The following is a 13,624-nucleotide window of genomic DNA, read 5'->3' on the forward strand; positions in this document are numbered from 1 at the left end:
AAGCCGCTGCCTCGGAGAACCATGGCAGCCAGGAGTCCAAGGCCCACATCCAAGTGTGTTCCCCCAGGGGGGGCAGACGGCCATCGCGGACCTCCTTGGTGGTCTCCCCCCGCGGTGTGCGGGTGGGGGGCGTCAGGGCCTGCTGGTCAGGTAGCCGCCCATGGTGGTGAAGAACTCGGCGCCGGTGTGCTCGGTGCCGTCGTCGGTGCGCAGCCGCTCGATCACCAGGCCGTACTCGGTGCCGCGGTGGGACTGCGGACCGCAGACCACGGCGACGCCGCTCTCTCCCTCGGGGCGGAAGACCCGCCCGGGGGTGCCGCCGAGGCGGTCGGCGGAGACGGAGGCGGAGAGGATGCGCACCCGCTCGCCCTTGTAGTAGGCGAAGGCGTTGGGGTACGGGTCGACCTGGGCGCGGACCAGGTTGCGGATGTCACCGGCGCTCCAGTCGAAGCTGATCCGGCTGTCCTCGACGGAGCGCTTGTGGAAGAAGGTCGCCTGGGACGGGTCCTGCTTGGTCCAGGTGGTGCGGCCCGAGCCGATCAGGTCGATGGCCTCCAGGGTCGCCGGGGCGAAGAGGCTGACCGTCTTGTGGAACAGGTCGGTGACGGTGTCGGTGTCCTCGACGGCCACGCGCTTCTGCACGACGATGTCGCCGAGGTCGAACTGCTCGTTCATGAAGTGGACGGTGACGCCGACCTCGGGCTCGCCGTTGATCAGGGCCCAGTTGAGCGGGGCGAAGCCGCCGTAGCGGGGCAGCAGTGCGTCGTGGATGTTGATGGCGCCGTAGCGGGCGAGTTCGTAGATGTGCGGCGCCACCCAGCTGCGCCAGTCGGAGGAGACCAGCAGGTCCGGCTGGAGCTCCTTGAGCGTCCCGGCGACCTCGTCGTCGTTGGCGTACTTGCGCTCGATGACGGGGATGTCGCGGCTGCGGGCCAGCTCGACGACGGAGTCGTTCCATATGGTCTCGTAGACGTGGTCGCTGCTGGGGTGGGTGATCACCAGCGGCACCTCGTGGTCGGAGGCGAGAAGGGCCTCCAGCACGCGGTGGCCCCAGGTCTGGTAGCCCATGAAGACGATGCGCACGGTCGGTGTGTCCTTTCGGCGGTACGGCGGGCGGGACGGACGAGACGAGCGGGGACGGGCGGGGCGGACGGGGACGGGCCGGACGAGCGGGGACCGGTCAGGGACGGGTGAGCGGCAGCGCCCAGACGTAGGCGAAGCCTGCGCCGGCCGCGTGGTTGAAGGTGTCGCCGGCCTCGTAGGTGGCCAGGCGGTTGCTGTAGCGGGAGTTGGGCGAGGTGCGGGAGAGCACGGTGCAGCCGCCCTTGAACAGCCGCATGGTGACCTCGCCGGTGACCTGGGGCTGGAGGGAGCCGACGAAGGCGTCCATGGCGCGACGCAGGTCGGAGAACCAGTAGCCGTAGTAGGTGAGTTCGGCGTAGCGCAGGGACATGGCCTGCTTGTGGTGGAGGGTCTCGCGGTCCAGCACGATCGCTTCGAGCTCGGCGTGCGCGGCCATCAGCACGGTGGCGGCGGGGGCCTCGTAGATGCCGCGGGTCTTGAAGCCGACGATGCGGCTCTCGACGATGTCCACGCGGCCGACGCCGTGCGGGGCGGCGCGCTCGGTGAGCCGGCGCACCAGCTCGGCCAGCGGCAGCCGTTCGCCGTCCAGGGAGACGGGCACGCCGGCCTCGAAGCCGATGGCGACGTCCTCGGGGGCGTCCGGGGCGGCGGCCGGGTCGGCGGTGAGCTGCCAGGCGTGGGCGGGGGGCGCGGCGGTGATGTCGTCGAGCTCGCCGCACTCGATGCTGGTGCCCCAGATGTTGGTGTCGATGCTGTACGGGTTCTCCTTGGTCACCGAGACCTGGATGCCGTGCTCGCGGGCGTAGGCGATCTCGGAGTCCCGGTCGGTCAGCTCCCAGTCGATGACGGGGGCGAGCACCTTCAGGCCCGGGTCCAGGGCGGTGACGGAGGTGTAGAAGCGGACCTGGTCGTTGCCCTTGCCGGTGGCGCCGTGGGCGACGGCGTCGGCGCCCTCCTGGTGGGCGATCTCCACCATGCGCTGGGCTATCAGCGGGCGCGAGAGCGGGGCGGCCAGCAGGTACTTGTTCTCGTACGCGGCGTGGGCCTGGAGGGCGGGCAGCGCGAAGTCGCTCAGGTAGCGGTCGGTCAGCGGCTCCATGTAGACCTTGGCGGCGCCGGTGTCCAGGGCGCGCTGCCTGACGGTCTCCAGGGACTCCAGCTGGCCGATGTCCGCACAGAAGGCGATGACCTCGGCGTCGTAGCGCTCCTTGAGCCAGTGCAGGGCGACGGAGGTGTCCAGTCCGCCCGAGTAGGCCAGGACGATCTTCATGGTCAGGCTCCCTGGGTCGACGGGGTGGAGGTGTTCGACGGAGTGGCGGTGGTCGACGGGGTGGCGGTGCTCAGTGCGCTGACGGCACTCTCCAGCTCGGCGGCGAAGTCCGCGCCGTCGGCGACCTTGCGGGCGGTCGCCAGGGTGGTGGTCAGGGCGTTGTCCAGGCCGGTGCGGGCCTCCTCGGCCCAGGCCGTGTGGGTGCCGGCGCCCCGCAGCAGTTCCTCGCGCACGGCGGAGACGCTCTGCGGGGAGGTGCCGCCGGCGGAGGTGTAGCTGGTGACGGCGGTGCGCGGTGCCAGCAGGTTCTCCAGGACGGCTTCGGGCACCGGGTGGCCGAGGTCGACGAGGATCCGGGCGGCCAGCGGGACGTCCCGCAGGGTGGCGCCCTCCTTGATCAGCGCGCCGACCAGCGAGCCGGTCACGTGGTGGGCCTCGCGGAAGGGCAGGTCCCGGTCCGAGACCAGGTAGTTGGCCAGCTCGGTGGCGGTGGAGAAGTTGTCCCAGCACAGCTTCTCGCCGCGCGCGGTGTCGAAGCGCAGGCCCCGGGTCTGGCCGGTGGTGATGCGCACGGTGGCGGTGTAGGCGTCGATGGCCTGCCAGAGGAAGGGCTTGTCCTCCTGGAGGTCGCAGCTGTAGCCGAGGGTGACGGACTTGGCCATGGTGAGCAGCTGGACCAGGGTGCCGGCGGTGCGTCCGGCGCGGCCCCGGGTGAGCTCGGCGACCACCGGGTTCTTCTTCTGCGGCATGATCGAGCTGCCGGTCGCGTAGGCGTCGGAGACCTCCACGAGGCTGTACTCGTGGCCGGACCACATGACGACCTCTTCGGCCATCCGGGAGAGGTTGTTGCTGCCGATGGCGAACGCGGCGGCGGCCTCGATGACGTGGTCGCGGGCGCTGGTGGCGTCCAGGGCGTGGGTGAGCACCGAGCCGAAGCCCAGCAGCCGGGCCGTCAGGTCGCGGTCCAGCGGGAAGCTGGTGCCGGCCAGGGCGCAGGCGCCCAGCGGGGAGGCGTCGGCGCGGGTGTAGGCGGCGCGCAGTCGCTCGACGTCGCGCAGCAGCATGCTGGCGTGGGCGGTCTTCCAGAAGCCGACCGAGACGGGCTGGGCGGCCTGGGAGTGGGTGTAGCCGGGCAGGATCGCCAGCAGGTCCTCCTCGCCGAAGGAGAGCAGCTCGGCGATGAGTTCGAGGTTGGCGTCGATCGCTTCGAGCAGGGCGCGGCGCAGGTACATCCGGGTGTCGGTGGAGACCTGGTCGTTGCGGGAGCGGGCGGTGTGCATGTGCCCGCCGACCTCGCGGCCGAGGTCGTCGATGACCAGCTGCTCGATGTTGAAGTGGACGTCCTCCAGCTCGGGACGCAGCCGCAGCTCGCCGTTCTCGTGCTTCTCGTGCAGGGCCAGCAGGGAGGCGAGGATCTTGCGGGCGTTGTCGGCGGGGATGATGCCCTGCCGTCCGAGCATCAGGACGTGGGCGAGGTCCTGCCACAGGTCGGCGAAGACCAGCCGGACGTCGACGTCGGTGGTGAGGGTGTAGTCGAGGACGTCACGGGTGATGTCCTCCTCGAAGCGTCCACCCCAGAGTTTCTCGGTCATCAGGGCCCTTCCTTGGTCGAGTCGGTGGGACGGCCGTCGGCCCCCGGTGGTGCGGGGGCGTGGGCCGCCTGGTGCTCGCGGGAGTCCGCGGCCCGGCGGGTGTGGGTCCGCCGGGCGTCGGTGCCTGGTGGTGCCGTGTGGTGCCTGGTGCTTGGTGCCTGGTGTGCGTGATGGCGCTGCGCCGTACTGTGGTGATGTGCCGTGGTGATGTGCACGCGTCAAAGCCGTGAACGTGCCCCGGCGGGGCCGTGCGGTGCGCCCCGCGTGCCGGTCAGACAGTGTGGGAGAAGCCGGCCTTCACGCGCCCGGGCCGACGATTCCGCCCTTCACCCCGGTATTCGCAGCGACGCTTGGAAAACCCTTGGGAGAGGTGCGAGGCATGGCCGAAGCGCTTTCTGGCTGGGTGCCGCATAGTGATGCACCGGAGTGTACAGATCACCGAGTGACGTCTGCAACGACCGGTCACTTATCGGCCGTTCCGATACGGGTCGTCCGGAAATCTATGGCGAGAACGTGACTCAGATCACGCGAAAGCCGCGCATAACCTTCCCGTGCGGTGATAGTCATGACCAGGAGCCAGCCGTCCGACGGATCGGGGCTGGAGTGATCGGCAACTCCCCATCACCACAGGCAGGTTGGGTCGGCACGGAGCCGGGCGCCGGCCTGATTCCACCGGACCGGCGAATTCCGCTTCGATCCACTTCGATGGAATTCGGAATTCCACACCCGGCAACCCCGCCGGCCTCGACGACCGAATTCGGCATGGCGCGGCCCAGCGCGCGCGGATTTCACCGGCGGCGACGCCGGCACTTCCCCGAGCACGCCCTCGATCCGGAATCGCCCACGCCCTCGGCCAGGAATCCCGTGCGGAATCCCCAGGGAAAGGCGCAGCGGTGTCCCGAGTCTCCGACCACGCCCGGTCGCGGTGTGTGCGTCCCCCGGCGTCGGAGTGGGGCTCCGGTGAGCTCGATCGCCGCCTGGCGGGAGCACGCGGACCACGTCCTGGCCCGCGAGCACGGCCGCGAGCACTGGTACGCCTCGTACGCGCTCCACGTGGCCAAGGTCGAGCGGGCCTACGGATTCACCCGCCCGGCCGACCGGTAGACCCTACGATGCGCCCATGGAAAAGGGCGTCCTCAGCCGGGAATCGGTGATCAGGGCCATCGAGGAGTGCGACGAGGCCGGAGCCGACGCGTTCCGCGAGACGTACGGCTTCGGCAGGGCCCGCCTCTACGTGCTCCACCACGAGGGGCGCACCTACGACTCCAAGGCGATCGCCGGGGTCGCGCACCGGTACGAGTACGGACGCGCCCTCGCCAGTGAGGAGTTCTCGGGCGGCAAGACGGCGGCCGCGGCCTGGCTGGAGCGCGCCGGCTTCGTCGTCGAGCGGATCCACTGACCTGCTCCGGCCGACGGCGGTCGGACGGCCGGGCGCTACAGGGTCCCGGCGTCCGCGACGGGGTCGTCATTACGGGCCCGGCTCACGGCCACTCGTCGCCGGGGGAGCCCGTGGCCCTCGGCCGCCGTCGTGCCCCCGGGTTCAACGGGTGAGCCACGATGGGGGTTCGGCCGGCACGAGGAGGACGCCATGAGCGACAGGATCCACCGGGACGACCAGGGCCGGTGGCGCGAGCAGCGCGGCCGGGGGACGCGCGGCCCGAACCGGGTGCCGGGGCAGCCGGTGATGCCGCCGCCGGCCGGGGAGGCGCGGGAGGACGAGGCGCCGCCCACCGGGCAGGGCGAAGCCCCGTCAGGACCCGCCTCGGGACCGGACTCGGAGCCCGCCTCAGGCCCGGTCGGCCCGGCACTCGGCGCGGGCGCGACGCGTGGGCCAAGGGGCCTGCCGGGGCGCGGTGTTCGCCGGCCGCACCGGATGGCGTAGTACTCCTCGCGCGGCCCTGCGGCGTTGAGAAGACTGGCCAGCGTGTCCCCCATCGAGAACGCCGAGACCTCCCTGCACGAGCGGGTCCTGGTCGGCGCGCTGCGGGCGAGGGCCGCGCGCGGCAGGCTCACCGCCGAGGCCGTGGTGCTCGCCCAGGGGTGCCTGCAGACCCCGGCGCCCTGGCCGGTCGGCATGCCCCGGCGCGGCAACGGCGGCGCCGGCTTCCCCAACGCGTGGCGCGTCGCCCGCCGCTCGCCCGGCCTGGCGTACGCCGAGGGGTACGCGATCGAGGAGGACGGCACGGTGTCCCTCCACGCCTGGTGCGTTGACCGGCACGGCCGCGCCTTCGACCCGACCTGGCCCGACGGACGCGCCCGCGGCTACGCCGGGATCGCCATGGCCACCGGCTGGGTCGCGGCCGTCCAGTGGCGCACCTGCACGCGCACCCGGTTCCCCGGCGTGCTGGACCCGACGGTCCAGCACGGCAGGGACGCCGACCGGGTCCTGACGTACGGGGTCCCGGCGCAGGACCTCCTCGTACTCGGCCGGGCACTGCCGGCCGGGCACCTCGCCGCGGCGACGCCATCGCGGCGGCGGGAGGCCGGGGCGCCCGAACTGGCGGCCTGAGCCCGCTGCCGAGCCGGCCGGTCAGTCGTAGAGCGCGGCGGCGCGGCGGGTCGCCTCCGCGAGGCGGGCGCGCAGTTCGGGCGGGTCGAGGACCTCGGCTTCCGGGCCGAGGCGCAGGAGTTCGAGGTAGCCGATGTCCCAGTCCTCGACCGGCAGGGTCACGGTGACCCAGCCGTCGGCGTCCGGGGGTCCGGCGGTGGCCAGGGCGTCGGCGGCGGCGACCGGCTCCAGCAGGGCGGCGAGGTTCTCGACGGCCGTCGGGCTCAGCCGCACCACGGCCCGCTCGCGCAGCATCGCGCGGGTGAACTCCCGCGCCGCCGCCGTCCAGTAGACGGCGAGGTCGAACTGCGGGTCGCGCTCGAACCGTTCGTCGCCGGCCGCGGCGGTCTCGAAGCGGTCGACGCGGTAGGTGCCGACCCGGCCGGAGGGGCCGCGCGCCGCGAGGTACCACTGCCCGGCCTTCAGGACCAGGCCGTACGGCTCCAGCCGCCGCTCCCGGGTGCCGCCGCGCGCGGCGTAGCGGGCGTGCAGGACGCGCTCCTGCCACACGGCCCGCGACACCTCGGCGAGCAGCGGCGGGGGCTCGGCCTCGCGGAACCAGGCCGGGGCGTCCAGGTGGAAGCGCCGGGCCGCCGCCGCGGGGGCGTCGCCCAGCGCGGCGGCGACCTTCAGCCGGGCGGCGAGGGCCTGCCCGGCCAGGCCCATGTCGCGCAGCGGGCCCGGGAGTCCGGCCAGGTGCAGCACTTCGGCCTCGGCGCGTTCGAGTCCGGTGAGGCGGGTGCGGTAGCCGTCGACGAGCCGGTAGCCCCCGCCGCGCCCGCGGTCGGCGTACACCGGCACCCCGGCCTCCACCAGCGCGGCGACGTCCCGCTGGACGGTGCGCTCGGAGACCTCCAGCTCGGCGGCGAGCTCGGCGGCCGTCATCGCCCGCCGGCCCTGGAGGAGCAGCAGCAGCGCGATCGCCCGGCTCCCCCGCATGTCCGCGCCGCCCTCCGCCGTCGGTCCGCCCGCATCTCATCGGCTCGGCTGCTGACGATCCTAAGGGGTCCGACAGCCACCCGTGAGATGTCCCCCGAGCCCTGCGCCCGCCCCGGCACACCCGGTGGAGACCCGCTCGCCGGTCCGCTGGTGGTTCACCCGCCACGGCGCCCTCAGCCCCGATTCGACCGGTCCCCCCGGGCGGTCCCAGCAGGCCCGGGGCGAAGCCGCTCTCTTCCGACGCGGTTCGTTCTCGGTGGGCCTCACCGCATCGCCCCCCGACCACCTGCCCTCATCGATTCCGCAGGCCCGGGATTCCCGGACAGCGCCCGAGCGCCGGTCAGCGCCCGTGCTCGCTCCCGCCGTTGATCTGGATGATCTGCGCCGTGATGTGGCCGGCGGCGGGCGAGGCCAGCCAACGGGCCGTCTGCGCCACGTCCGCGGGCACGCCGGCCCTGCGGGTGTCGGCCTGGGCGATCAGTATCCCCTCACGCTCGGGGGTCAGCGCCCCGCGGAAGAACTCCGTCTCCGCGATGTAGCCGGGAGCGATCACGTTGACGGTGACGCCCTGCGGGCCGAGGTCGGCCGACAGGTCGTAGGCGTAGGGGTGGAGCGCGGCCTTCGATCCGCCGTACGAGCCGTTGCCGGAGCCCCGGTAGGCCGCGATCGAGCTGATGAGCAGGACCCGGCCGCCGGGGGTGGCCAGCCGGTCCCTCAGCGCCTCGGTGAGCAGGACTGCGGTCAGGGTGTTCGCCCTGAAGTTCTCCTCCCAGTGCCAGGCGGCGCCCGCCGTTCCATCGGTGCGCCCGGCGGGGGCGCCCAGCGCGGCGTTCCCGCCGGCGCTGTTCACCAGGACGTCCACCTGCTCCCAGCGCCCGCCGACCTCCCGGGCCACCCGGTCGGCTTCGGCAGGGTCGGTCAGGTCGGCCGCCAGCGCGACCGGAGTCGGCGCCCCGGCGTACTCGGCGGCGAGCCGCGCCACCGCCTTGTCGAGCACCTCGGCACGACGGCCGATCAGCACCACCTGCTCACCGTCCGCCGCGAAGGCCTCGGCCACTGCGAAGCCGATGCCGGTGCCGCCACCGCTGATCACCACTACGCGCGCCATGTCGCCGTCCTCTCGTTCGTTCCCGGTCCCCCGGCCGGCTGCGCCGGTCGGCCGGGGCCCATTCTTCTGGCTCCCGAGCTGGCGGGGGCATCTTTTCCGGTCCTCAGGATCGGCCACGGTCGTGCGGTCCCACGGGCTGTGAACGCTCCCGGAACCGGGCCGAGTTCGAACCCGATCGGGTAGAGCCGGTCGAGGACCCGCCGGCGGACGCGCGGCTCGGCGGACGCGCGGCCGAGCCCGAAGTCCGATCCCGATGTCCCCGCTCCCCCGCGGCTACTCCGTTCGTCCGGAGACCGGCCCCGGCCGTACGCCGTCGCGCGTCGATCGCGATCCCGCCGGTCGGGGACGGCCGGCTGCCCCGTCCGGCGCAGCGTGGCGCGCGGGACGGCCGGGGTGCTGCGATCTTCGGAGGACATCCGGCCGGGCCCGACCGCCGGGTTCCCTCGTCCCGTGACCGTGGAGGCCCGGATGTGGCAGGCTCCCCCCGCCCCCGTCAGCCGTGAGTGGCTCCCGACGCTGGATGTTCCGGCACCCGGCCCGCAGAGCCGCTGGACGGTGCTGCTGCGCGCGCTGCTGCTGGTCCCCCAGTTCGTGGTGGTGTGGGCGCTGTCGGTGGTGGCGTTCCTCGTCGCCGTCGTCGGCTGGTTCGGCGCTCTGGTGCTCGGCCGGCTGCCCGACGTCGTGGCGGCGTACCTCACCGCGTTCGTCCCGTACGACACCCGCGTCACCGCGTACCTGATGCTCCTCGTCGACCGCTATCCGCCGTTCCGCTTTGAGACGCCGGAGTACCCGGTGCGGGTCGGGCTGCGGCCGGGCGGGCTGAACCGGCTCGCCGTGCTGTTCCGCATCGTCCTCGTCATCCCGGCCTCGATCGTGCAGGGCCTGGTGTTCGCGGGGTGGTGGGCGGTGTCGTTCGTCCTCTGGCTGGTGGTGCTGGTCCTCGGCCGCATGCCGCGGCCGCTGTTCGAGGCGACGGCCGCGATCCTGCGCTACCGGATGCGCTACACGGCCTATTTCGCGCTGCTCTCGTCCGCCTACCCCAAGCGGCTGTTCGGCGACGAGCCGGACAGTGAACCGGCCGGCCCGACTTCGGCGACCCGTCCGCTGGTCCTGAGCGGTGCCGGGCGCGGCCTGCTCGTCCTCTTCCTGCTCCTCGGCCTGGCCTCCTCGGCGACGGGCTCGATCACCGCCTCGGTGAACTCGGACGACGACGGCGACTACGGCACCTACGACGACGGCACGAACCCGGCCCGGCGCGTCGTCGCTCCCCTCGTGCCGGGCCCCGCCGGCACCGGACACGCGCCCAGCGAGACGCTGGCCCGCTCCTAGCCGGGTCTCGTTCGGCCCGGGGCCTGCGCGGCACGCCGTCACTCCAGGCCGAGTGCGGCGGGGTCGGCGGCGAAGACGGTCATCCAGTGCGGGCGCAGCCGGTAGTAGACGACGTCGTTGTCCCAGTCGAAGGTCTCGCGGCCGTAGAAGTCCTGGAAGTAGGCCAGCAGTTGCGGCCAGTCGGCGGCGGGCTCGCCGTCCCGGGGGTTGAGGACCTCGACGGTGCCGTGGGTGAAGACGCCCAGTTCCTCCCCGCGCATGTGCGCGGCGCTGGCGGCGGGGCGGGCGGCGAGGTGGCGGGCCTTGGCGGCGGTGCGGGCGGTGCCGAAGTGCCACATGCCGTGGAGGAAGTGCCCGTCCGCGCCGCTGATCCGCGGCTCGCCCTTCGCGGTGACGGTGGACAGCGCGAGGGTGCACATGCCGGTGAGGACGCGGGTGAGCTGTTCGGCGGTGAGTGTGCGCTCCTCGTTGATGATCGACCGCAGGTGCGCGGTGGAGCGGGAGAGGGAGGCGTCCAGGAGGGCCTGGAGGCGGTGGAGTTCGTCGGGGGTCTCGCGCATGGGGGTCCTTGTCCGGTCTGTCCGTCGTTCCCGGCCGGTGCCGGAGTGGCACCGGCCGGAGATCCCCACTGTCCCACCGGAACCCGACATCCTCTGTCGTGTTTTCCTCGGCGTGGCTCGGCCGTGGCCCGGCCTCCTCGCCGACGGGGCGCAAGGGCCGGGGCGGAGAAGCCGGGTGTGGAAGGGCCGACGGGGGCGGCGGCACTACCGCCTCGCGGACGCCGCGTCCCCGGTGACGGGCTCGGCGGGCGAGCCGGCCGGTCCTTCCTCCGGGCCGGCTCCCGCCCCGCTCTCCGTCAGGACCCGGTCGCGCAGGCACAGCGCGCAGCCGAGCGCCACCGCCAGCACCCCGAGGACCAGCGCGAGCGCGGTCCGCAGGCCGTGGGCGTCGGCCAGGCCGCCGAGCGCCGGGGCGGCCAGGCCGCCCACGGACATGGCGAGTCCGAGGGTCAGTCCGCTGGCGGTGCCGGGCCGGGTGGGCAGGTAGTCCTGGGCGAGGGTCACCTGCGGGGCGAAGGGCAGGAACATGGCCAGTCCGAAGGCCACCGCGCCGGCCACGGCGACGGCCGCGGAGGGGGCGAAGGCCACGACGGCCAGGGCGGGGACGGCCAGCAGGTAGCCGGTGCGGATCGGGGTCAGCCGTCCGTGCCGGTCGCCGAGCCAGCCGCCGAGCAGGGTGCCGGCCGCCCCGGCCAGGGTGAGCAGGGTGAGTGCGGCGGCGCCGAGTCCCGTGGAGCCGTGGAGGTCGCGCTGGATGTGGAGGGCGAGCATGGAGGTGACGGTCACGTACGGGATCGACCAGGCGACCGTGGTCGCGACGAGCCGTCCGAACGCCCGCCAGTCGTCGCGGTGGGTGCTCACCGCCGCGCCCCGGGCCGGCGACGGGGTCGACGGCGCGCGGCCCCGCCGCCGGCGGCTCTGCACGGCCCAGAGCGCGGCCGTCACCAGCGCGGGGACGGCGAGCAGCCAGCCGCCGCCCAGGCCGTACGAGCCGACCACGAAGGTGACCAGGGCCGGGGCCAGCGAGGCGCCGAGGGTGCCGCCGACGGAGAACAGGCTCATCGCCCGCTGGGACTGTCCGCCCGCGATCCGCGCCTGGTGGGTGGCGGGCGGGTGGTAGGCGGCGATGCCGATGCCGGCCAGGGCGGCGCAGAGCCAGGTGAGCGGGTAGCTGCCGGCCATGGCCGCGCCGGTGATGCCGGCGGCGGCGGTGAGGAAGCCGGCCGGGATGAGCCAGCCGCGGGGGCGGCGGTCCACGAGCAGGCCGAACAGCGGCTGGATGACGCTGGACAGGCCGCTCGCGGCCAGGGCGATGCCGGAGACGGCGGTGTAGCTGTAGTGCCGCTGGGACATCAGGAAGGGCAGCAGGGCCGGGACGGCGCCCTGGTAGAGGTCGTTGACGATGTGGGTGCCGGTCAGGAACGCCAGCCTGCCGCGCTTCACCGGGCGCTCCGCTCGGGGCGCGCGGCCGTCTGCCGGTCCTGCGACGGTGCGGTCGGCTGCCCGGCCTGTTCCCGCGCCTCCCGCGCCGCCGTCTGCCGGGCCCGCGCCAGTACGGCCGCCTGCCGGGCGGCGTGCTGGCCCCAGGGCCGGGCGCGTTCCAGCTGGGCGCCGAGGGAGAGCAGCAGGCCCTCCTGGTGGAGCCGGGCGGTCAGCATCACGCCGATCGGCAGCCCGTCCGGCGTCCAGTGCAGCGGCAGGCTGATCGACGGCCGGCCGGTGAGGTTCGCCACCGGGGTGCGCGGGGTGACGGCGAGCATCCGGGCGTAGGTGCGCTCCGGGTCGTCCGGGTCGGCCAGCGCGCCGACCGGCAGCGGCGGCTGGTCCGTGGTCGGGCTCAGCACGGCGTCGAACCGCCCGTAGCGGCGGCAGAGCGTACGGGCGGTGGCGGTCAGCGAGGCCATCGCCGCGTGCAGCCGGACCGCGCCATGCTCCTCGCCCCGGGCCCGCAGCCAGCGGGTCAGCGGCAGCAGCCGCTCCTCCCGTTCCGCGGGGACGGGCACGGCGGCGGCCAGGACGCTCCACAGCACGGTGAAGTCGGCCTGGTACTCGTCCGGGTCGAACGGCGGGGCCTCCTCGACCCGGTGGCCGAGGCCGGCGAGCAGCTCGGCGGTGCGGCGGCAGGCGAGCGCGGCCTCGGGGTGCCAGCCGTCCGTCGGGGGCAGGATCCCGATCCGCAGGGGGCCGGGCTCGCGTTCGGCGCAGGACCGGAAGTGCCCGGCGGGGACGGCGGGCAGGGTGCCGGCGTCGCCCGGAGTGCTGCCCGCCATGGCGTCCAGCAGCAGGGCCGTGTCCAGCACCGTCCTGGCCAGCGGGCCGGCGGTGGCCAGCCCGAAGGCGTCCGTCCCGGGGGCTGGGGTCACCCGCCCCCGGCTGGGCTTGAGGCCGACGACTCCGCAGGCGGCGGCCGGGATCCGGACCGAGCCGCCGCCGTCGCTGCCCAGGGCGCCGGCCGCCAGCGCGGCCGCGACCGAGGCGGCCGCCCCGCCGCTGGAGCCGCCGGCGCCGCGGGTGGGGTCGTAGGGGCTGCGCGCGGTGGCGTAGGCGGTCTCGGTGTACGCGGAACAGCCGAACTCGGCGGCCGTGGTGGTGCCGAGCAGCACGCCGCCGGCCGCCCGGAGGGCGCCGACGACGGCGGCGTCCGCCGGGGCGACGCGGTCGTCGAAGGCGGCGGAGCCGGCGGTGAACGGCAGCCCGGCGACGGGCCAGGTGTCCTTCACCGACAGCGGCACACCGAGCAGGGGTGGCAGCCCGGCGCCCTCCCCCGCCCCGCCGGTGCCGGTGGCCCCCGTCCCGGCGGCGGCCAGCAGCGCCTCGGCCGAACGGGCGGCCCGCCGGGCGCCGGGCGCGTCGACCGTCCGGTAGGCGCCCAGCAGGCCGTCCAGCTCCTCGATCCGGCGCAGGTGGTGGTCGACCAGTTCGGTGGGTGAGACGGTGCGCGCGCGGACCGCCTCGGCCTGTTCGGCCAGCGTCAGCTCATGGAGGTCTGTCATGATCAACCCCTAGGTCCTCAGGTTGTCAGGTTGTCTGAGGACTTGAGACTAGAGGCAGCGGCGATCAAAAAGCAAGGTAAGCCTTACCTGGCGAGAGCGGGGGGGGGGGGGGGGGGGGGGGGGGGGGGGGGGGGGGGGGGGGGGGGGGGGGGGGGGGGGGGGGGGGGGGGGGGTGGGGGTGGGGTGGGGGGGGGGTGTGTGT

General features: G+C 74.2%; 12 protein-coding genes. 4 read left to right on the plus strand and 8 right to left on the minus strand.

All coding sequences use genetic code 11. From position 1 onward, the window contains the following. Positions 1-132: 132 nt before the first annotated feature. The 3 genes from ACZ55U_RS28225 to argH form a co-directional block, all read right to left on the minus strand. Positions 133-1,083, minus strand: a complete 951-nt coding sequence (locus ACZ55U_RS28225) for a methionyl-tRNA formyltransferase (RefSeq protein WP_465530336.1) — start codon at positions 1,081-1,083, stop codon at positions 133-135. 97 nt (positions 1,084-1,180) lie between these two features. After that, positions 1,181-2,353 (minus strand): argininosuccinate synthase, encoded by a 1,173-nt coding sequence (locus tag ACZ55U_RS28230; RefSeq protein WP_465530338.1) that lies wholly within the window; start codon positions 2,351-2,353, stop codon positions 1,181-1,183. A 2-nt stretch (positions 2,354-2,355) separates the two neighbouring features. Next, positions 2,356-3,945 carry an argininosuccinate lyase gene (argH, locus tag ACZ55U_RS28235; protein WP_465530340.1) on the minus strand — a complete coding sequence of 530 codons (1,590 nt, stop codon included), beginning with the start codon at positions 3,943-3,945 and terminating at the stop codon, positions 2,356-2,358. Between the two features lie 960 nt (positions 3,946-4,905). Between argH and ACZ55U_RS28240 the strand changes: the two genes are divergently transcribed. The 3 genes from ACZ55U_RS28240 (at position 4,906) to ACZ55U_RS28250 (ending at position 6,454) form a co-directional block, all read left to right on the plus strand. Continuing rightward, entirely contained in the window at positions 4,906-5,049 is a 144-nt protein-coding gene (locus ACZ55U_RS28240) for a hypothetical protein (RefSeq protein WP_465530342.1), read from the plus strand. Positions 5,050-5,065: 16 nt separating this feature from the next. Further along, positions 5,066-5,344, plus strand: coding sequence for a ScoMcrA-related endonuclease (locus ACZ55U_RS28245; RefSeq protein ID WP_465530344.1), 279 nt, complete (start codon positions 5,066-5,068; stop codon positions 5,342-5,344). Positions 5,345-5,869: 525 nt separating this feature from the next. Continuing rightward, positions 5,870-6,454, plus strand: coding sequence for a hypothetical protein (locus ACZ55U_RS28250; RefSeq protein ID WP_465530346.1), 585 nt, complete (start codon positions 5,870-5,872; stop codon positions 6,452-6,454). Between the two features lie 21 nt (positions 6,455-6,475). Here ACZ55U_RS28250 and ACZ55U_RS28255 read toward each other — a convergent pair whose 3' ends face one another. Continuing rightward, positions 6,476-7,432 (minus strand): helix-turn-helix transcriptional regulator, encoded by a 957-nt coding sequence (locus ACZ55U_RS28255; protein WP_465530348.1) that lies wholly within the window; start codon positions 7,430-7,432, stop codon positions 6,476-6,478. A 340-nt stretch (positions 7,433-7,772) separates the two neighbouring features. After that, a complete protein-coding gene (locus tag ACZ55U_RS28260) occupies positions 7,773-8,540 on the minus strand; it encodes an SDR family NAD(P)-dependent oxidoreductase (protein ID WP_465530350.1) in 768 nt (255 codons plus the stop codon). A gap of 468 nt (positions 8,541-9,008) precedes the next feature. On the opposite strand from ACZ55U_RS28260, the gene ACZ55U_RS28265 reads away from it, so the two are divergent. Continuing rightward, on the plus strand, positions 9,009-9,869 hold the full coding sequence (locus ACZ55U_RS28265) for a DUF4389 domain-containing protein (protein WP_465530430.1): 861 nt from the start codon (positions 9,009-9,011) through the stop codon (positions 9,867-9,869). 38 nt (positions 9,870-9,907) lie between these two features. On the opposite strand, the gene ACZ55U_RS28270 is transcribed toward ACZ55U_RS28265, so the two are convergent. From ACZ55U_RS28270 to ACZ55U_RS28280, 3 genes are all read right to left on the minus strand, one after another. After that, positions 9,908-10,429, minus strand: coding sequence for a pyridoxamine 5'-phosphate oxidase family protein (locus ACZ55U_RS28270; RefSeq protein WP_465530352.1), 522 nt, complete (start codon positions 10,427-10,429; stop codon positions 9,908-9,910). Between the two features lie 204 nt (positions 10,430-10,633). Further along, positions 10,634-11,872: an MFS transporter gene (locus tag ACZ55U_RS28275; RefSeq protein ID WP_465530354.1), complete on the minus strand. Its 1,239-nt coding sequence runs from the start codon at positions 11,870-11,872 to the stop codon at positions 10,634-10,636. After that, positions 11,869-13,422, minus strand: a complete 1,554-nt coding sequence (locus tag ACZ55U_RS28280) for an amidase (RefSeq protein WP_465530356.1) — start codon at positions 13,420-13,422, stop codon at positions 11,869-11,871. Before ACZ55U_RS28280 ends, ACZ55U_RS28275 begins: the two co-directional genes overlap by 4 nt. Positions 13,423-13,624: the final 202 nt, after the last annotated feature.

The sequence above is a fragment of the Kitasatospora sp. NPDC034533 genome (genome assembly GCF_055575155.1).

What these genes read in the sequence shown, in the direction of transcription:
- ACZ55U_RS28260 (WP_465530350.1), bottom strand. Translation starts at nt 8,540, where the DNA reads ATGGCGCGCGTAGTGGTGATCAGCGGTGGCGGCACCGGCATCGGCTTC.
- ACZ55U_RS28265 (WP_465530430.1), top strand. Translation starts at nt 9,009, where the DNA reads ATGTGGCAGGCTCCCCCCGCCCCCGTCAGCCGTGAGTGGCTCCCGACG.
- ACZ55U_RS28255 (WP_465530348.1), bottom strand. Translation starts at nt 7,432, where the DNA reads ATGCGGGGGAGCCGGGCGATCGCGCTGCTGCTGCTCCTCCAGGGCCGG.
- ACZ55U_RS28270 (WP_465530352.1), bottom strand. Translation starts at nt 10,429, where the DNA reads ATGCGCGAGACCCCCGACGAACTCCACCGCCTCCAGGCCCTCCTGGAC.
- ACZ55U_RS28230 (WP_465530338.1), bottom strand. Translation starts at nt 2,353, where the DNA reads ATGAAGATCGTCCTGGCCTACTCGGGCGGACTGGACACCTCCGTCGCC.
- argH (WP_465530340.1), bottom strand. Translation starts at nt 3,945, where the DNA reads ATGACCGAGAAACTCTGGGGTGGACGCTTCGAGGAGGACATCACCCGT.
- ACZ55U_RS28245 (WP_465530344.1), top strand. Translation starts at nt 5,066, where the DNA reads ATGGAAAAGGGCGTCCTCAGCCGGGAATCGGTGATCAGGGCCATCGAG.
- ACZ55U_RS28280 (WP_465530356.1), bottom strand. Translation starts at nt 13,422, where the DNA reads ATGACAGACCTCCATGAGCTGACGCTGGCCGAACAGGCCGAGGCGGTC.